This is a genomic window from Aeromonas sp. JL9 (genome assembly GCF_024436075.1).
GTDB classification, from domain to species: Bacteria; Pseudomonadota; Gammaproteobacteria; order Enterobacterales; family Aeromonadaceae; genus Aeromonas; species Aeromonas veronii.
The window spans coordinates 32,208-49,949 of the sequence record NZ_JANFNV010000018.1 but is presented as its reverse complement, the minus strand read 5'-3'; the positions used below and the strand labels follow the sequence as shown (position 1 = coordinate 49,949).

Annotated in this window: 21 protein-coding genes; 8 read left to right on the top strand and 13 right to left on the bottom strand. The window is 61.5% G+C overall.

The features are described from left to right. Positions 1 to 44: 44 nt before the first annotated feature. Positions 45 to 1,175: a NapC/NirT family cytochrome c gene (locus NOM06_RS13780; protein WP_005339847.1), complete on the top strand. Its 1,131-nt coding sequence runs from the start codon at positions 45 to 47 to the stop codon at positions 1,173 to 1,175. A gap of 23 nt (positions 1,176 to 1,198) precedes the next feature. Then, entirely contained in the window at positions 1,199 to 3,679 is a 2,481-nt protein-coding gene (gene torA / locus NOM06_RS13775) for a trimethylamine-N-oxide reductase TorA (RefSeq protein ID WP_149153766.1), read from the top strand. Positions 3,680 to 3,761: 82 nt separating this feature from the next. On the opposite strand, the gene NOM06_RS13770 is transcribed toward torA, so the two are convergent. The 4 genes from NOM06_RS13770 to NOM06_RS13755 are packed head-to-tail and all read right to left on the bottom strand — an operon-like array spanning position 3,762 to position 6,627. Next, complete coding sequence (locus tag NOM06_RS13770; RefSeq protein WP_123173962.1) at positions 3,762 to 4,223, bottom strand: hypothetical protein; 462 nt, start codon at positions 4,221 to 4,223, stop codon at positions 3,762 to 3,764. Positions 4,224 to 4,264: 41 nt separating this feature from the next. Then, positions 4,265 to 5,614: a sensor histidine kinase gene (locus NOM06_RS13765; protein WP_058056207.1), complete on the bottom strand. Its 1,350-nt coding sequence runs from the start codon at positions 5,612 to 5,614 to the stop codon at positions 4,265 to 4,267. Continuing rightward, a complete protein-coding gene (locus NOM06_RS13760; protein WP_005339826.1) occupies positions 5,611 to 6,267 on the bottom strand; it encodes a response regulator transcription factor in 657 nt (218 codons plus the stop codon). The genes NOM06_RS13765 and NOM06_RS13760 overlap by 4 nt, the downstream gene beginning before the upstream one ends. A gap of 21 nt (positions 6,268 to 6,288) precedes the next feature. After that, complete coding sequence (locus NOM06_RS13755; RefSeq protein ID WP_005339825.1) at positions 6,289 to 6,627, bottom strand: PepSY domain-containing protein; 339 nt, start codon at positions 6,625 to 6,627, stop codon at positions 6,289 to 6,291. 63 nt (positions 6,628 to 6,690) lie between these two features. Between NOM06_RS13755 and NOM06_RS13750 the strand changes: the two genes are divergently transcribed. Continuing rightward, positions 6,691 to 6,939 (top strand): PepSY domain-containing protein, encoded by a 249-nt coding sequence (locus NOM06_RS13750; protein WP_041202391.1) that lies wholly within the window; start codon positions 6,691 to 6,693, stop codon positions 6,937 to 6,939. Here NOM06_RS13750 and msrQ read toward each other — a convergent pair. Both msrQ and msrP read right to left on the bottom strand, forming a co-directional pair. Further along, a complete protein-coding gene (msrQ, locus tag NOM06_RS13745) occupies positions 6,936 to 7,562 on the bottom strand; it encodes a protein-methionine-sulfoxide reductase heme-binding subunit MsrQ (RefSeq protein WP_255911978.1) in 627 nt (208 codons plus the stop codon). The two genes, NOM06_RS13750 and msrQ, sit on opposite strands and share 4 nt — an antisense overlap. After that, positions 7,553 to 8,554, bottom strand: coding sequence for a protein-methionine-sulfoxide reductase catalytic subunit MsrP (gene msrP, locus NOM06_RS13740; RefSeq protein ID WP_064338937.1), 1,002 nt, complete (start codon positions 8,552 to 8,554; stop codon positions 7,553 to 7,555). The genes msrQ and msrP overlap by 10 nt, the downstream gene beginning before the upstream one ends. Positions 8,555 to 8,922: 368 nt before the next feature. Here msrP and NOM06_RS13735 point away from each other — a divergent pair, with 368 nt between their 5' ends. Further along, entirely contained in the window at positions 8,923 to 9,405 is a 483-nt protein-coding gene (locus tag NOM06_RS13735) for a DUF1097 domain-containing protein (protein WP_005339809.1), read from the top strand. A gap of 1 nt (position 9,406) precedes the next feature. Here NOM06_RS13735 and NOM06_RS13730 read toward each other — a convergent pair whose 3' ends face one another. The 4 genes from NOM06_RS13730 to NOM06_RS13715 all read right to left on the bottom strand — a co-directional run bounded on the left by NOM06_RS13730 (position 9,407) and on the right by NOM06_RS13715 (position 12,804). Beyond that, positions 9,407 to 10,687, bottom strand: coding sequence for a sigma 54-interacting transcriptional regulator (locus tag NOM06_RS13730; protein ID WP_076495224.1), 1,281 nt, complete (start codon positions 10,685 to 10,687; stop codon positions 9,407 to 9,409). Then, positions 10,684 to 11,211 (bottom strand): hypothetical protein, encoded by a 528-nt coding sequence (locus NOM06_RS13725; protein ID WP_005356347.1) that lies wholly within the window; start codon positions 11,209 to 11,211, stop codon positions 10,684 to 10,686. The genes NOM06_RS13730 and NOM06_RS13725 overlap by 4 nt, the downstream gene beginning before the upstream one ends. Then, positions 11,208 to 12,608, bottom strand: coding sequence for a HAMP domain-containing sensor histidine kinase (locus NOM06_RS13720; protein WP_047440386.1), 1,401 nt, complete (start codon positions 12,606 to 12,608; stop codon positions 11,208 to 11,210). The genes NOM06_RS13725 and NOM06_RS13720 overlap by 4 nt, the downstream gene beginning before the upstream one ends. A gap of 103 nt (positions 12,609 to 12,711) precedes the next feature. Next, positions 12,712 to 12,804, bottom strand: a complete 93-nt coding sequence (locus NOM06_RS13715) for a YnhF family membrane protein (protein WP_005339800.1) — start codon at positions 12,802 to 12,804, stop codon at positions 12,712 to 12,714. Between the two features lie 124 nt (positions 12,805 to 12,928). Between NOM06_RS13715 and NOM06_RS13710 the strand changes: the two genes are divergently transcribed. Next, positions 12,929 to 13,504, top strand: coding sequence for a 2-amino-4-hydroxy-6-hydroxymethyldihydropteridine diphosphokinase (locus tag NOM06_RS13710; RefSeq protein WP_255911977.1), 576 nt, complete (start codon positions 12,929 to 12,931; stop codon positions 13,502 to 13,504). Here the strand turns inward: NOM06_RS13710 and NOM06_RS13705 are convergent. After that, complete coding sequence (locus NOM06_RS13705) at positions 13,430 to 14,134, bottom strand: SDR family oxidoreductase (protein WP_255911976.1); 705 nt, start codon at positions 14,132 to 14,134, stop codon at positions 13,430 to 13,432. The genes NOM06_RS13710 and NOM06_RS13705 overlap by 75 nt on opposite strands. 162 nt (positions 14,135 to 14,296) lie before the next feature. Here NOM06_RS13705 and NOM06_RS13700 point away from each other — a divergent pair, with 162 nt between their 5' ends. Continuing rightward, the gene (locus NOM06_RS13700) at positions 14,297 to 14,701 is read left to right on the top strand and encodes a CBS domain-containing protein (RefSeq protein ID WP_204477842.1); all 405 of its coding nucleotides are present in this window, start codon (positions 14,297 to 14,299) and stop codon (positions 14,699 to 14,701) included. Here NOM06_RS13700 and NOM06_RS13695 read toward each other — a convergent pair. Beyond that, positions 14,698 to 15,234, bottom strand: coding sequence for a DUF2301 domain-containing membrane protein (locus NOM06_RS13695; RefSeq protein WP_005357578.1), 537 nt, complete (start codon positions 15,232 to 15,234; stop codon positions 14,698 to 14,700). The genes NOM06_RS13700 and NOM06_RS13695 overlap by 4 nt on opposite strands. An 87-nt stretch (positions 15,235 to 15,321) precedes the next feature. On the opposite strand from NOM06_RS13695, the gene NOM06_RS13690 reads away from it, so the two are divergent. Further along, positions 15,322 to 16,086 (top strand): ABC transporter substrate-binding protein, encoded by a 765-nt coding sequence (locus tag NOM06_RS13690; protein ID WP_005357577.1) that lies wholly within the window; start codon positions 15,322 to 15,324, stop codon positions 16,084 to 16,086. Positions 16,087 to 16,094: 8 nt separating this feature from the next. Here NOM06_RS13690 and asnC read toward each other — a convergent pair whose 3' ends face one another. Further along, positions 16,095 to 16,556, bottom strand: a complete 462-nt coding sequence (asnC, locus tag NOM06_RS13685; RefSeq protein WP_005339783.1) for a transcriptional regulator AsnC — start codon at positions 16,554 to 16,556, stop codon at positions 16,095 to 16,097. A 154-nt stretch (positions 16,557 to 16,710) separates the two neighbouring features. On the opposite strand from asnC, the gene asnA reads away from it, so the two are divergent. Continuing rightward, the gene (gene asnA / locus NOM06_RS13680) at positions 16,711 to 17,703 is read left to right on the top strand and encodes an aspartate--ammonia ligase (RefSeq protein WP_021231465.1); all 993 of its coding nucleotides are present in this window, start codon (positions 16,711 to 16,713) and stop codon (positions 17,701 to 17,703) included. Positions 17,704 to 17,742: the final 39 nt, after the last annotated feature.

The following is a 17,742-nucleotide window of genomic DNA, read 5'->3' as shown; positions in this document are numbered from 1 at the left end:
ACTAGTACTATGTAGGTAATTATTGACCGTAGGAAAACGCCGCCATGATTGGAAAACTGATAAGAAAAACCTGGTTCTGGCTCCTGCTGCTCGGGGCCCTGCTGGGTGTCGCGGCACTGGGTGTCACCGTGACCGTGCTGCACAAGACCAGCTCCACCGAATTCTGCGTCTCCTGCCACTCCATGCAGACTCCGCTCGCCGAGTATCAGGGCAGTGTCCACTTCCAGAACACCAAGGGGATCCGCGCCGAGTGCGCCGACTGCCACATCCCGGGCGACCCCACCTCCTACCTGTGGACCAAGATCCGCGCCGTGAAGGATATCTATCACGAGGCGATCGGCACCCTGGATACCCCGGAAAAGTATGAAGCCCACAAGCTGCGGATGGCTCAGTCCGTCTGGGACGAGCTGAAAGCCAACGACTCCGCGACCTGCCGCAGCTGCCACAGCTACGAGGCGATGGACATTCTGGCCCAGCGCCCCAATGCCCGCGCCGAGCACCCGGTCGCCATCAAGGAGGGTCAGACCTGTATCGACTGCCACCGCGGTGTCGCCCACATCATGCCTGACATGAGCGGCCTGGCTGCCGCCGGTGCCAGCGAGCTGGCGCAGGCTGCGGCCCAGACCCCGGCCAACGTCACCACCCGCTACGCCATCGCCACCACCCCGCTGTTCCTCGATGCCGCCGCCAAGACCGACGAGGGCACCCTGATGCCCTCCACCAAGGTGGAAGTGCTGGCCAACGAAAACGGCCGCGCCAAGGTGCAGATCGAAGGCTGGCAACAGGATGGTGTGAGCGAAGTATTCTACGCCGCACCGGGCAAACGGATCCTCAGCGTACTGGTCGGCGATGCCGCCAAGAAAGCACTGGTCACCGGCCAGAGCGAAACCGACAGCGCCACCAACCTCACCTGGCATCAGGTCAAGCTGACCGCCTGGGTCGACCAGAGCCAGCTCATCGGCGATCAGGGCAAGCTGTGGCAATACGCCTCCACCCTGATGTCCAACAACTGTACCGGCTGCCACGGCCTCACCGCGCTGGATCACTTCAATGCCAACCAGTGGATCGGCGTCATCAAGGGGATGGAATCTCGTACCTCCCTGACCCCGGAACAGGCTCGCATGTTGACCCAGTATGTCCAGAAACACGCCAGTGACATGAGCGCGGCCCACTAAGGCTGGCACAGAGGAAAACCGTTATGACTTTTTTCAATGACAAGAAGACCAATCTGTCCCGCCGCAACCTGCTCAAGGGGCTCGGCGCCTGCGCAGCCCTGCCCCTGCTCGGCGGCATTTTTCCCAAGAGTGCGCTGGCGCAAGCCATCAGCACCGCATTGAGTCAGTTCCCGACTCTGGTGCCCGCCCAGAAGGGCATTCTGACCGGCGCCCACTGGGGTGCTTTCGAGGCGATCGTCGAAGATGGCCGCATGGTGCGCGTCCAGCCGGTGGCCGATGATCCGGCGCCGAACGATCTCATCGACATGGCGCCGTTCCAGGTGCACGCCAAAAACCGCATCAAATACCCCATGGTGCGCAAAAGCTGGCTGGAGCATGGCCCGGGCGCCAAACCCGAGCTGCGCGGTGCCGACGAGTGGGTGCGAGTGAGCTGGGACAAGGCGATCGAACTGGTGGCCGGTGAAATCCAGCGGGTTCAGAGTGACTTCGGCCCGCAGGCTATCCACGCCGGATCCTACGGCTGGAAGAGTGTCGGCATGTTCCACAACAGCCGCACCCTGCTGCACCGCCTGATGAACCTCTCCGGCGGCTTCACCGGTTATGCCGGTGACTACTCCACCGGCGCGGCCCAGGTGATCATGTCCCACGTGATGGGCTCCATCGAGGTGTACGAGCAGCAGACCGCCTGGCCCAACGTGGTCGAGAACGCCGAACTGGTGGTGCTGTGGGGGGTCAACGCTCAAGTGACCCTGAAGAACAGCTGGAATATGCCGGATCACGAAGGTCAGGCCGGCTTCATGGCGCTGAAAGAGAAGGGCACCCGCGTCATCAGCATCGATCCTATCTACAACGAGACCGCCAAGCTGGTCGGCGCCGAGTGGATTGCGCCGAACGCCTACACCGACGTGGCCATGATGCTGGGTGTGGCCCACACCCTCTACAGCGAGAAGAAGCACGATCAAGCCTTCCTCGATCGCTACACCGTCGGCTTCGACAAGTTCCTGAACTACCTGCTCGGCAAGGATGACGGCCAACCGAAGAGCGCCGAGTGGGCGAGCAGCGTCTGCGGCGTCGATGCCAAGGTGATCCGCCAGCTGGCCCTCGACATGGCAGCCAAGCGCACCATGATCATGGCCGGTTGGGGCATGCAGCGTCAGCAGCATGGCGAACAGCCGAACTGGATGCTGGTCACTCTGGCCTCCATGCTGGGCCAGATCGGCCTGCCGGGCGGCGGCTACGGCTTCAGCTACCACTACTCCTCCGGTGGCAGCCCCACCGCCAAGGGCGGCATTCTGGCGGGGATCTCCGCCGGCAACGCACCGAAGAACAGCCCGGCCCCGATCCCGGTGGCCCGCATCGCCGACTGCCTCGCCAATCCGGGCAAGACCATCGACTTCAACGGCCGCAAGGTGACCTATCCGGACATCAAGCTGGTCTACGTGGCGGGCGGCAACCCCTTCCACCACCATCAGGACACCAACAACCTGCTGCAGGCGTGGCGCAAACCGCAGACCGTGATCGTTCACGAGCCTTACTGGACCGCTACCGCCAAGCACGCCGATATCGTGCTGCCGGTCACCACCAGCTACGAGCGCAATGATCTGGAGATGGGGGGTGACTACTCCCAGCGCTATGTGTTCCCGATGCACCAGTGCGTGCCGCCCCAGCACGAGTCCCGCAACGACTTCGACATCTTCAGCGCCATCGCCGCCAAGCTGGGCGTGCAGGAGCAGTACACCGAAGGGAAGGACGAGATGCTGTGGCTCAAGCAGATGTACGACGGCATGGCGGCGCAGGCCCGTGGTGCCCGGGTAGCGCTGCCGCCGTTCAACATGTTCTGGGAATCCAACAACTACATCCGCTTCCCGATCCCGGAGGCCAACCGCCAGTGGATCCGTCACGCCGATTTTCGCGAGAACCCGCTGCTCAACCCGCTCGGTACCCCGTCCGGCAAGATCGAGATCTTCTCCAACACGGTGGCGGGGATGGGTTATGCCGACTGCGCCGGTCATCCCAAGTGGTATGAGCCCAAGGAGTGGGTGAAGAGCGAGGTTGCGGCACGCTATCCGCTGTCGCTCAACACCTCCCACCCGACCCAGCGGCTGCACTCCCAGCTCGACAACACTCCCCTGCGGGACAAGTTCGCCATCGCAGACCGCGAGGCGATCATGATCCATCCCGCCGACGCCAAGGCTCGCGGCATCGCCCAGGGGGATCTGGTGCGTGCCTTCAACGAGCGCGGCCAGATCCTGGTGGGCGCCCTGCTCTCCGAGGATGTGCGCCAAGGGGTGGTGCGGATCTGCGAAGGGGCCTGGTACGACCCGGCCAAGCCGGGCGAAGCGGGCAGCATCTGCAAGAACGGCAACGTCAACTGCCTCACCTTCGACGAAGGCTCGTCCAGTCTGGCGCAAGGCAACTGCGGCCACATGGCCCAGCTGCAGATCGAGAAGTACACAGGCCCGGTGCTGGCCAACACCGCCCACGCGGTACCGGCCAACGGCTAAGGCGATTGCCACCCAATAAAAACGGCGCCATCAAGGCGCCGTTTCTTTATCTGTCTGCCAAAGCGCAGGCATGGGGATGGGTTTAGAACTCCCCTTCCTCCATATACTCCTGCGCGCACTCAACCAGCTGCGGCCACAGCTCTTCCGGCACCCATGCGTCCGGGTCATCTTCGTCCCCATCGTACTGGCTCCAGAAATAGCGGCGCAGGCCGGAGGCAAAGTCGTCGCTGATCTCGGCCAGCTCCGAGAGCGGCCCCAACCAGGCGATGCGACGCAGGCCGGAGGCGAGATCGTTGATGGCATCCATCAGGGTGCGATCGTCGAAGCTCTGCTCCACCAGCAGGGTGAAGCGCTCGCGCGCCTGCTCGGTCTGCTCCTCGTCCAGCTCGCCCACATCGGCCAGCAGGTCGACAAAATCTTCCAGAAGGAACGCGATCAGGCCATCCCTGTCTTCAAACCACTGGATCTGAGCGCCCTTGACCCCCAGCACAGAGGCATCAAACGAATCGTCAAGGTGACACAGTGCCCACGGATCGTCGGTCATGCTTCTCTTCCTCAGGCTAAAACAAATGCCATATGTTATGCCTAGCTCTCGACTCTTGCCACCTTGGGCAACGAGAGGGAGGCGGCCAGACCGCCCAGTTCGGCGCGGCCCATGATGAAACTGCCCCGATAGGCTTCCGCCAGATCGGAGACGATGTTGAGACCCAGGCCCGAGCCCGGTACCTTCTCGTCGAGCCGCACCCCGCGCAGCACCGCCTTGGCGATCTGATCCTCGCTCATGCCGGGGCCGTCATCCTCGATACGCAAGGTGATCCAGCCCCCTAGCTCGGCGCTGGATATGCGCAGCTCGCTGGCAGACCACTTGAAGGCGTTCTCCAGCAAATTGCCCACCATCTCGTCGAAATCCTGCTCTTCCACCCCGACCGCCAGTTCGGCTGGCACCTGCAAGTCCACCGTCTTGCCCGGATAGAGGCGGGAGAAGGCGCGGCAGATGTACTCTACCCGCGCCCGCACCGGGGTAGAGACCCCGAGGATCTTGGCGGCACCGGTCACCCGCGCCTTGCCGAGGTGATAGTCGATATGACGCTGGATCTGGTCGAGCTGCTCGCCGATGGCGGCCTGATCCTCCGGCGGCAATTGAGCCACCTGATTGCGCATGATGCTGAGCGGCGTCTTGAGGGCGTGGGCCAGATTGCCGGTGTGGGAGCGCGCCCGCTGCAGCAGCTCGCCGTAGTGGTGCAGCAGCCGGTTGATATCCTCAACCAGCGGCTGGATCTCCAGCGGATAGCGCAGCCGGAACCCCTCCTGATGGCCCTCATGAACCCGTCCCAGTTCGCGGCGCAGCAGATGCAGCGGCCGCAAGCCGTAGACGATCTGGAACATGAAGCCGAGCACCAGACCGGCGGCGGCAAAGCCGAGACCGAGGAACAGGCTGATGCGGGTCTTGTTGAGGGTCTGGGTCAGGGCGCTACTGTCCTTGGCCATCACCAGGGTAAAGACCCGATCCGAACCGGGCAACAGCACGGTACGGGTCATGATCAGCAGCGGCTCCTTGTTGGGCCCCTTGCCGACAAAGAGGTCGGGATCGCCAAACGCCGACTTGAGGCCGTCGCTCTTCAGGTTGGTATCCCACAGTGAACGAGAGCGCCCCACCACATCGCGACCCAGCTCCAGCTGCCAGTAGTAGCCGGAGTAGGGTTGATTGAAGCGGGGATCGGAGAGGGAGCCGGTGACCACCGGCAGGCCGGTTTTGGCCACTTCCAGCCGGGAGAGCAGATCATAGAGCTGCAGGCGCAGACCGTCGGCCTCCGCCTCCTGCCAGTAGTTGCGCATCATGGTCTGCAGGCTGAAACCGGTGGCGAATAGAAACAGCCCGCACCACACCAGCGCGATGGCGACCAGTCGCCCCCGCAGGGTTCTGACCAGCCTCATTCGTTGATCCGGTACCCGAGGCCGCGCACTGTCTCAATCAGATCGGGGTTGGTTTTCTTGCGGATCCGGCCGATGAACACCTCCACGGTATTGGAGTCACGGTCAAAATCCTGAGCATAGATGTGGTCGATCAGCTCGCTGCGTGATACCACCTTGCCCCGATGCTGCATCAGGTAACCCAGCACCCGGAACTCGTGGGCAGTCAGCTTGATGGGGGTCCCTTCATACCACACCTGCGACGCCGCCATGTCGAGGCGCACCCCGCCGATCTCCAGAATGGAGCTGGCGTTACCCGCCGCCCGGCGCACCAGCGCATGGACCCGCGCCACCAGCTCGGCCACCTGGAACGGCTTGGTGAGGTAGTCATCGGCACCGGCGTTGAGCCCTTCGATCTTCTCGTGCAGCTGGCCACGGGCGGTCAGCACCAGCACTGGGGTATCGATCCCCTTGCTGCGCCACTCTTTCAGTACGCTCAGGCCATCACGCCCCGGCAGGCCGAGGTCGAGAATGATGGCGTCATAGGGTTCGGTCTCACCGAGGAAACCGGCCTCGTTGCCATCGTGGCAGAGGTCGGTGACAAAGCCGGAGAGGCGCAGCTGTTCGGCCAGCTGGCCAGCCAGAATTTTTTCGTCTTCAACAATCAGAATTCGCATGAACAGGCTTCCACACAGGGGTTATTCATCATCCTCGACCGGGGGCTTTGGCGGTTCGAACAGCCGCTCCAGATGGTGGCCCTTGGCCCACACAAGCTCAAGGTTGTCAGCCCGATAGGCTACCTTGATCACGCTGTTCTCCCGATCGATGACTCGCAGTTCATAGAGCCAGATACCATCCTCTTCCCCCAGATCCACCCGCAACACCCGCACCGGCAATCTGGCCGCCACCTCCATCATTTCATGGAAGGGCCGAACCCGTCCCTCATGGACAGCTTGCTGCAGCATGGCTTCATCAGGCGTGACCGCCTGTGCCAGCAACGGCAGCAATAACCCAAGCAGAGGGAGCGCTCTATTCATGGATGATTCATCTCCAAAAACCTAACATAATGGCGTTTATAGTCTGCCAGCCATGAATCCGGAATGAATATGATCCCGCGCAGTTTCCTGCTGATCCTTTGCCTGTTGAGTGCCACAAGCTGGGCGGCCCAGAGCCGTCTCGACATGGCCGGGCTGGTCAAACTGTTGCTGGCGCAAGGGTATCACGACATTCGGGAAGTGGAGCTGGAAGGGGACAAATTCGAGGTCAAAACCCTCAATCGCCAGGATCAGAAGGTGCATCTCATCGTCGATGCCTACACCGGCGAGATCAAACAACGAGAGGCCGATTAGGCCTCTTTTGCATTCCAGCGTCCCCGCATGGGGCGCAGCAGTTTCTCCCGCCTCGGCCAGAGCAGGACGCAGGCCAGCAGCAGGTAGATGAGGGGCTCCCCCCAACCGCTCTTGAGCGACCACCAGTAATGCACCGGTGCCAGCAGGGCGATGGCATAGACCCAGTTGTGCAGCTTCTGCCATGCGGCGCCCATGCGGCGCTGCAATGCGGGCAGCGAGGTGATGCTGAGGGCGGCCAGCAGCAACAGGGCCACCATCCCCACCACGATATAGCTGCGCTTGACCAGCTCGCCGCCAATCAGCCCCCAGTCAAACTGCAGATCCAGCCCCAGCCACGCCATGAAGTGGAGCAGCGCCCAGACAAAACACCAGAGCCCGAGGGGGCGGCGCAGCTTGATAAGCTGCCCCTGCCGCCAGCGCTTGGCCAGCGGCGACACCAGCAGGGTGAGCAGCAGCAGGTTGAGCGCCCCCTTGCCGAGGTAGTGGATAAGCTCGGGCACCGGATCGCCCCCCAGCAGACCTGCCGGAATGGCAAAAACCAGCCAGAGCAGGAAGCCAAGGGAGCCCAGATGCACCAGCACCCGCAAGCCGCTGATATGGGCCGGTTTCAATCTCAGTACCATTGGCGCAGATCCATCCCCTGATAGAGCGAGGCGACTTCGTCACCATAGCCGTTGAACATCAGGGTCGGCTGACGCTTGGCACCAAACACTCCGCCTTCGCCGATGAAACGCTCGCTGGCCTGACTCCAGCGCGGATGATCCACCTGCGGGTTGACGTTGGCGTAGAAGCCATATTCGTTGGGAGCCAGCAGGTTCCAGGTGGTCGGCGGCATCTCCTCTACCAGCCGGATCGAGACGATGCTCTTGATGCTCTTGAAGCCATACTTCCACGGCACTACCAGCCGGATCGGCGCGCCATTCTGGGCGGGCAGGGTCTTGCCATAGAGCCCCATCGCAAGGAAAGAGAGAGGGTGCATCGCCTCGTCGATACGCAACCCCTCCACATAGGGATACTCTATACCGCCCCCCAGACTGGAGGCCTGCCCCGGCAGCTGTTTCGGATCAAACAGGGTTTCGAAGGCGACAAACTTGGCGCGACTGGTGGGCTCGGCACGGCGGATGATCTCCGCCAGCGAGATGCCATTCCAGGGCAGTACCATGGACCAGGCTTCGACGCAGCGCAGCCGGTAGATCCGCTCCTCCAGCTCGCTCTTGTTGATGAGGTCCCACACATCGAGTGTAAAAGGCTTGGCCACCTCCCCCTCCACCTTGAGGGTCCAGGGTTCGGGCTTGAGGTAATGGCCGTTGCGAGCCGGGTCGGACTTGTCGGTGCCAAGCTCATAGAAGTTGTTGTAACTGGTGGCCTTCTCTTCCGGTGTCAGCACCAGATTGGCCGGGCGCTCGGCAGGCTTGCTGTTGAGCGGCCTAGTGGCTAACTGGGGAGCATCCTCTTTACCGCGCAGCAGATCGAGTACACCGGCCTGAGTGGGAAACGCCAGGGTGGCTGCGCCCAGACCCAGCCCTTTGAGAATAAGGCGGCGATCCTGATAGACGGCTTCCGGGGTGACATCCTGTTCGGTGAGGGGGTGGGCGGTACGACGCTTGATCAACATGAAAAACTCCCGGGGCTGAGTGAGGCAGTATGGATAAGACCCGCCCCGGCAGATTTTTATTTCACACAAATTTACATCATGTGGTGCAGGGGCAGTGCCTTGGCCATGGTGCCGACCAGAAACAGGACTACGAACACCAGCAGGGGAACGATCACATTTGGCGCCATCAGACTCACTCCATGAGCAGGACAGGGCCTCTAACTATGGCCGACTGTCAGGTCGGTCACCAATGAATTTTTTTCGCGAGCGCAAGCGTATTCCTGAGTTGAAAAGGGTGATGAAGATCACACACAATTCGGCCCCCGCTTGCCGCCCCGATTGCCGGGGGTAGGCTGCCCATTTTGCGAAGCCAACTGAAGAGTCGCCCCATGAGCCCACTGATCGCCATCGCCATCACCACTGGAATTCTCTCCGCCGTCTGGGGCTGGATTGCCGTCGCGTTCGGCCTTATCTCTTGGGTCGGCTTTCTCGGCTGCACCAGCTATTTCGCGTCAAGCGGTGGCTACAAGGCGCTGCTGCAGACCATCTTCTGTAACACCAGCGGCATGCTGTGGGCACTGCTGCTGATCCATGGCGACAGTCTGTGGGGAGCTGGCGTGGCGGGTTATGTGATGACGGGGGTGGTCGCAACCCTGATGTGCGTACAGGCCAAGCAGCAGTGGCTCGGCTACATTCCCGGCACCTTTGCCGGTTGCTGTGCCACCTTCGGGGCGGCTGGCGAGTGGCGGCTGATCCTGCCCTCCCTCATCATTGGCGCCTTGTTCGGTTACCTGATGAAGGCGAGCGGCCTCTGGCTCTCCCATAAAACTCAAAAAGCCGATGCCGCTCCGGCGGTGGTTGATCCCGCCTGATTTATCCCTTCGATTTGAAGTTTGCTGCTTCGATACCGTGCCGATTCAATAACTTGTAGAAATCGGTACGGTTTCTGCCCGCCATGTTGGCCGCCAGGGTCACGTTGCCCTCGGTGGTGCGCAGCAAACGGATCAGATACTCCTTCTCGAATTCGGCCCGCGCCTCGTTGAACGAGGGGATGCCGCCGCCACCACCGCTCAGGGCGGACTCTACCATGGAGACCCCGATCACCGGGCTGCAACAGAGGCTGGCGAGCTGCTCCACCACGTTGCAGAGCTGGCGCACGTTGCCGGGCCAGGCAGCGGCCGCCAGCAACGCCAGCGACTCGGGCGAAAACCCCATGGCGGCGCAGTCACTGTGGCGGCTGCGGTAATCGTCGAGCGCCTGTCGGGCCAGCAGGGGGATATCCTCGCTGCGGGCACTGAGAGACGGCAAGGTGATATTGGCGACGTTGAGACGGTAGAAGAGATCTTCCCGAAAGCGCCCCTCCTCCATCGCCTTGACCAAATCCTGATGGCTGGAGCTGAGCACCCGCACCTCCGGCGTGCCCTGACCATACTCCTCCATCACCTGCAGCAGCTTGGCCTGCAGGGATTCGGAGAGGCTGCCAATCTCGTCGAGAAACAGGGTCGCCCCCTTGGCCTGCTCGAACAGCCCTGACTGGCCATCTTCACCAAACAGCTGCAAGTCGAGTGACGCCCACGGAATGGCGGCACAGTTGATGGTATGGAGCGGCTTGTCGCGCCGCTGGCTGGCCTGATGCAGCGCCTGCGCCATCGCCCCCTTGCCGGAGCCTGACGGCCCCATGATCAGCACCGGCACCTCCATGGTCGCAATGCTATGGGCCTGGATCAGCAGCTGTTCCAGCTGGGGATTACGGGTCAGGATCAGCGATTGCCACTCCTGCTGCTGTTTCGGCCGCGTCAAACTCAGCGCATGTTCGATGGTGGCGAACAGCTCATCCTTGTTGATGGGTTTGGTCAGAAAGCTGAAGACCCCGGAGCGGGTCGCCTGAATGGCGTCCGGGATGGTGCCGTGGGCGGTCATGATGATCACCGGCAACCCCAGCCACTGGGCCTGGATCCGCTCGAACAGCGCCAGACCGTCCATGCCGGCCATCCGCAGGTCGCTCAGCACCAGATCGGCCCGTTGCTGACGCAACCGGTCGAGGGCCCCTTCCGCACTGTCGGCGGTATCCACTTCATAACCCTGACTGCGCAGCCGCATGCTCATCAGTTTGAGCAGGCTGACATCGTCATCCACCAACAGGATCCGGCTCATGGTATTACCTCACGATTCTCGTTCAGCTTGCGCTGGTTGAGCTGGTCGTCGATGGCAGTCAGCTGCTCGATCTGGCGGCGCAGCCGCTGGATCTCCTGACTCTGGTCATCGCGACGGCTGTCGCGAGCCAGCAGCTGCTCGCCGAGGGCGATCCAGCTACGTAAAAAGGCCTGCGCATCGAGACCCAGTTCGGGCAGCATCTGCTTCAGGCGCGCCAGACCGGCAGTGCGATTGGCCACCGACTCGGCGGGGTGGGAGTCCACCATCGCCAGACTGACCCGGCTCTCCAGATCGTCGGCCCCTTTCAGACGCTGACGCTCCTGCACCCGTTGCTGGGGGTGACTGGCCAGCAGCCAGTCGGAGTATTGCAGACGCACCTGCATCTCCTTGTTGGCAAACTCCATCCGCTTGGCAAAAGCGATATCGGAGGACTCCCGCTCTGCCTGTTGCGGCAGCAAGGAGCAACCCGCGAGCAGCCCTGCCATCAGAGCAGGAAATACGCGTTGTATCTTCATAGTCCTCATTTCAACGTCAACCTGAAACAGACATCCGCCTGTTCATCCTCTACCAGAACCAGTTCCCCCCCCAAGCTGTTGGCAGACTCGCGGGCGATGGAGAGGCCCATGCCCGAGCCTTTCAAGAGACCTTGCCGCACTGTGCTGCCTTGCTCGAAGGGTTCAAAAATGCGTTGCTGATCGGCCACGGGGATCTTGGGCCCCTCGTTGGCCACTTCCAGCCAGCTTATCTGTTCATCTTGCCCTGCCCTGATCCAGATATTGCCCCCGCTGGCGCCGTAACTGACGGCGTTGGAGAAGAGGTTATCGAGGATCAGTCGTAGCCGGTAGGGCTCCGCCCACAGGGTAACCGGCACGGTCGGCAAGTGTACACGGATCTGCTTGGACTCCAATGCCAGCCGGTACTCTGCAGAAAGTTCCGACAACATCGGCAGCAGGGGGACGGGCTCCAGTTCGAAGGCCTCCTGCTGACTGAGCCGGTTGAAGTCGAGCAACCGCTCGATCAGGGTCTGCAAACGCCGACTGTTCTCATCGAGCATCTGGCAGATCTCCAGCTGATCCGGCGTCAAAGGCCCGACCAGCTGCTCGCAGAGCAGATCCGTCCCCTCCCGCAGCACAGCCAGCGGGGTCTTGAGCTCGTGGGAAACATGACGCAGGAACTGGTATTTCTGCAGCTCCAGCTCCTTGAGTTTGTCGTGCAGCCAGACGATCCGCTCCCCCAGCAATACCAGCTCGGCAGGGCCGTCAACCGGCTTGGGATCGGGTTCGACCCCGGCACCCAGACTCAAGATGCGCGACTCAATCTGTCGTACCGGGTGGATGATGAGGTAGGTGAAGATAAAGACCATCAGCAGGCTGAGCGCCGCCACCGCTCCGCTCACCCACCAGAGCTCGCTGGTCAGTCCGGCAATGGTGAGCTGCACCCGATCCATGTGTTCGTCAACCCGGCTGCGGGTGACTATTTCGAGCTGCTTGTTGGCATCGTTGAACTGCTCCAGCTTGTCCCCCGCTACCGCCGCCCGGGCCAGCGCGGCATCCTGCAGGCTGTCGAGCCAGGCCAGCCCCTGATCGAGCCCGCTGTAGAGCTGGCCGTCGGTGATGGAGTTGCGATGTTCCGCCAGCAACACCCGATACCCGTCGAGTTGCTGCTGGTAGCTGGTGAGACTGCGGCGATCCCCCAGCACCGCGAAGCGGCGCAAGGTGCGTTCGATATCGATGGCTTGCGCCGTCAGCAGGGTAGCGCGGCGGGTATCCTTGACCGCCCGCTCCATCTCGTCGCTGGTGAGCTGACTGAGGTGGGCAAGGGAGGTGCTGTTGTGCCAGATCATGCCGCCCAGCGGCATCAATACCAGCACAAATCCCATCAATACCACCTGCAGCAGGGAACGTGGGCGAACCTTGGTCATCATCTCTTCTCTTGCATTCTCACCGGTGCGCCAGCATAGCCGCACCGCCCCAAAAAACAAAACCGGCCAACAGGCCGGTTTGTATTATCTGGATTGTGGTGATTCACGCCAACGCGACAGAGGCCAGACAGATAATCATGATCATCGCCAGCGCGCCCGAAGCGGTCAACAGCGCCCATTTCAGCTCCACACTCATGCAAACCTCCTTTCTGCCAATCAGTGCCGGATCACAATAGATAAGACAATGTTAAGCCATAGTTAATCCGATAACCGTGAGCTGCGTATACATTTCAGATGAGCCCAACCCCGGGAAGGTGAGCATGTTCTATCTGTGTAGCATTGGTTCCAATCTTGACCCGCACATCCATGTCAGCCGGGTGCTGGCCGAGCTGCTTGCGCACGTCGGCCCCCTGCGGCTGAGTTCGGTGATCCGCACCAAGCCGGTGGGAATGCACTCCAGCCACGACTTTCTCAACTGCCTGCTGGTGGTGGAGAGCCCACTCGATGCCGCCAGCCTCAAGCAGTACTTTGTCGCCCTTGAAGTGGCTCACGGCCGGGATCGCAGCAATCCGCTCTGCAAGGTGCACGATCGGCCGCTCGACATCGATATTCTGGCCAGCAACAGGAGCGGTGACTTTGCCTCGGCAGAGGTCGATTCCTATCTGGCGGAGCTGCTGGCCGAGCTCTACGGCCATGGCGAGGTGCATGAGCCCAAGGTGGCGCTGCAAGTGACGCACCCCGCCCCGTCGGGCAAGCTCAAACCCGGCAAGGGCTTGCTGACCCGGCAGGTCGGGCTGGAGCCGCTGGTGCTTGGCAACCCCTCAGAGGGTAGCCAGGGCACGCCCGCCATCTACCTTGATGCTGGCACCCGTCATATAACTGTTCCCCACCAGTAGCTGCACCGCCTGCCAGATGGGCTCAAGTCCACCCTCCCGCGCCAGCGGTGTTTTCGCCAACACCTGCTGGCGCCATGCCTCGTCATGCTCGTCGAGAAACAGGATCGGCCCCGGCTCTATAGTGTTGACCCGCACCGCAGGCGCCAGCTCGCGGGCAAAGCTCATGGCCAGCGAATGGGCTCCCGCCTTGGTGGCCACATAGCTGGCAAAACGGGGGGCCGGGGCATGGATATAGATATCGGTGATATGAATGATGCTGGCGTTGGGATTGCTGGCAAGCTGGGGGGCCAGCGCCCGGTTTAGCTGGAAGGGGGCCGCCATGTGCACCCGGTAGAACTGTTCGAACTGGGCCAGTTGCGCAGCCGGATCAGTTGCCTGCGGCTCGAAGGCCGAGGCGTTGTGGATCACCAGCGCCAGATCCTGATAGGCTGCCAGCAGAGCGATAAGCTTGCCAACGTCCTCTTCCCGGCCAAAATCCGCCTGCACCAGCTCGACCCCCAATGCAGCCAACGTGGCCAGCTCCGGCCGCTCGCTGCGATAACTGCCCGTCACCTGCCAACCCGCTGCCACCAGTTGTTCACAGAGATAAAATCCGAGTCGACGGCCGCAGCCCGTAACCAATGCACGCATACGATCTCCTTTACCTTTCATGGTCTTGCATGAACGAAGCCCGCCTGCCAGCGGATCACCGCCGATGGCTTGTGCCTATCAATCCCTGCGGCACAAGCCATTGGTCGCGAGCTACCCGCCCGCGTCATAATGGCGGCATCCCCCTCTTGCGGAGTTACCACCATGCTGAAAGTACACCACCACATGGGTCGCCTGACCCACTCCCTCACTGCCGGACTCGGCCTGGCCGAGGCGCTGGATCGCCTGCATCAATCGGGTCTTGGCGGCCTGCCGGTGCTGGATGAGCAGAAACGGCTGATCGGCTTTCTTTCCGAACAAGATTGCATCCCCAGCCTGCTCACCGGCAGCTACCACTGCGATACCCGCACCCGGGTGGAGGATCTGATGAACCGCTCGCCCCTCTCGGTCGGGCCGGATGAGAGCATTCTGGATCTGGCTCGCCAGATGGCCGATGCCAAGCCCAAGATCTACCCGGTGCTGCAACAGGGCAAGGTGATCGGCATCATCAGCCGCCGTCAGGTGATGGAGGCCCTCAACCAGCAAATGAAGGTGTGCCAGCAGACCTAGATCTGGTAACGCCCCTTGTCACCGATATCGAAGTGCAGGGGCATCCGCCACTTGGCCAGCGCCAGCAAGGTCAACAGGGCGCCGCAGACCAGCGCCACCAGTGCGGCGGCCCACTCCACCCGCAACCACTCCAGCAGCCATAACGCCGGCAGCAATACGGGCACCAGCTTGATGCCGGGAATGGCGAAGCAAAACTGCTCCTTGAACGCCAGCCCGGAGAGGGTCGCCAACGCAGCTCCCAGCACCAGCGCATCCGGCGCCCCTACCGCAGCCAGGGCCAGTGCGCCCCAACCAAACCCCTGCAGAATCAGGCGAATCCGCTTGTCGTAGATATGCAGCGAGAAGCCGCAGATTGCGCTTGCCACTGCCAGCGACATCAACCATTGTGCCGACGGGAGCAATGCCATCCCGCTCAGCAGCGCCGCACCGCGGCAAAGCAGCAACAAGGCTGCCGCACTCAAGCCAAGGCGGTAGAGCGAGACAGTCAACTTGTCGATCCCGTCCAGCGGGCTCTCGATTTCAGGATTTGCCATAAACAGTCGCTTCTAACGGATCAGGTGCCATCCAATATACTGGAATCAGGTCTTGGAATATCTTCAAACGGGCTCAGGAGACGTAGTTTGCGTGTGATCCCCCTGTTTTGTTTGCTGTTTCCACTCGGATTGCCCGCCAAAGAGCTGGTGATCTGCGGCACCATGGAGCCCCCGCTCAAGTATCTCGATGCCGATCAGAAACCCCGCGGACTCGATATCGATATCGTCACCGCCATATTCGACAAGCTGGAGACGCCCTTTCGGATCGAGCTGGCCGACTCCGGTGCCCGCCTCACCCGCAATGCCGAAACCGGCGCCTGCGATCTGGTGATGACCCACTCCTACAAGGCGGAGCGGGAGAGTTATCTCATCTATCCCCAACAGGCCCATCTTCGCCACAGCTGGCACTTCTTCGTGCGCAAGGCGGACCTGATGAAGATCCGCTACGAAACGCTGGCCGATCTCAAACCCTGGCGCATCGGCGTGACCAAGGATTTCTCCTACACCCCTGAACTGGCAGCGGCCATGACCGACCCGGCCTATCAGTTTCAGGAGATCACCATGAACCAGCTGCAACTGCGTAAACTGCTGGCCGGACGGATCGATACCGTGCCCATGCCGCTGGTCACCGCCTTCACCCAGATCAAGGAGGAGGGGCTGACGGGCAAGGTCGATTACCTGCCCAAACCGCTCAAGAGCAGCCCCTACTTCAACACCTGGGCCCGCGCACGAGCGGATGCACAGACCCCCGCCCTGATGGCGGCCTACGATGCCGAACTACTGCGCATGAAACGCAACGGCAGCCTCAAGGCCCTCTACGACAAGTACGGCATTCCCTATATCGAACCCTGATCTGTTGCTCAGGGCTTCACGTCCCGCAGGATCGGATTCTGCAGCGAAATCAGGGTTTCAGTGGACTGGATCTCGTCGATGGTCTGGATCTTGTTGATCAGCACTATCTGCAGCTCGTCGATGGAGCGGGTCATCACCTTCATGAAGATGCTGTAGTGGCCCGTGGTGTAGTAGGCTTCCACCACTTCGTCCAGCGCCTGCAGCTTGGCCAGTGCCGAGGGGTAATCCTTGGCACTCTTCAGATTGATCCCGATAAAGCAGCAGACGTCGTAACCCAGCTTCTTGGGGTTAACCTGCACCCGTGTCCCCTCGATGATCCCCGCCTGTTTCATCTTCTCCACCCGCACATGGATGGTGCCCGGGCTGACCGCCAGTTGTTTCGCAAGCTCGGCGTAAGGGATCCGCGCATTCTCCATCAGAGCGGTGAGGATGGCCTGATCGAGATTATCGATCCGGTAATTTTCCGGCACTTTTTTGCCCTCCCGTTAGCGATATCTCATTAAATGCTCGCTCATTTTGAAGAAAAAAACACACAAAGCCTATTTATATTGTCGAATATTGAATTTGGTTGGCATTCCGTTGAAGAATCACCACATCCAACGGGGTTTGAAACAGGAATTCAGCATGAAACAGCACTACATTCGCAGCCAACAGCAGATCAGCTTCGTCAAAGAGATGTTCTCCCGCCAACTCGCCCAGCAACTGGGTCTGATGGAGGTGCAAGCCCCCATTCTGAGCCGGGTCGGTGATGGTACTCAGGACAACCTCTCTGGCCACGAGAATGCAGTGCAGGTCAAAGTGAAGACCCTGCCGGAGCACAGCTACGAAGTGGTTCATTCACTGGCCAAATGGAAGCGCCAGACCCTGGGTCGCTTCGGTTTCGGCCCGGGCGAAGGGATCTACACCCACATGAAGGCACTGCGTCCGGATGAAGACAAGCTCACCCCCATCCACTCCGTCTACGTGGATCAGTGGGACTGGGAGAAGGTGATGCCGAGCGAGCGCCGCGATCTGGCCTATCTGCAGGAAACCGTGCGCGGTATCTGGGCCGCCATCAAGGCCACCGAGCGCGCGGTCTGTGCCGAGCATGAGCTGACCCCCTTCCTGCCGGCGGAGATCCAGTTCCTGCACAGCGAAGAGCTGCTGGCCCGTTACCCGGACCTCGATGCCAAGGGGCGCGAGCGTGCCATCGCCAAAGAGCTGGGGGCCGTGTTCCTGATTGGCATCGGCGGTGCCCTCTCCCACGGTGAGCGTCACGATGTGCGCGCCCCGGACTACGACGACTGGAGCAGCCACAGCGAGCTGGGTCTGGCCGGCCTGAACGGTGACATTCTGGTGTGGAACCCGGTGCTGCAAGACAGCTTCGAGATCTCCTCCATGGGGATCCGGGTCGATGCCGAGGCGCTTCGCCGCCAGCTGGCTATCACCGGTGACGAGGATCGCCTGCAGTACGACTGGCATCAGGATCTGCTGGCCGCACGGATGCCGCAGACCATCGGCGGCGGCATCGGCCAATCCCGTCTGGCCATGCTGCTGCTGCAAAAAGAGCACATCGGTCAGGTGCAGGTCGGTGTCTGGCCAGCCGAGATGAAAGCCGCCGTGCAAGGCATGCTGTAACGAATGAAGGCCATGCCGGCGCCATCGCAGCCGACATGG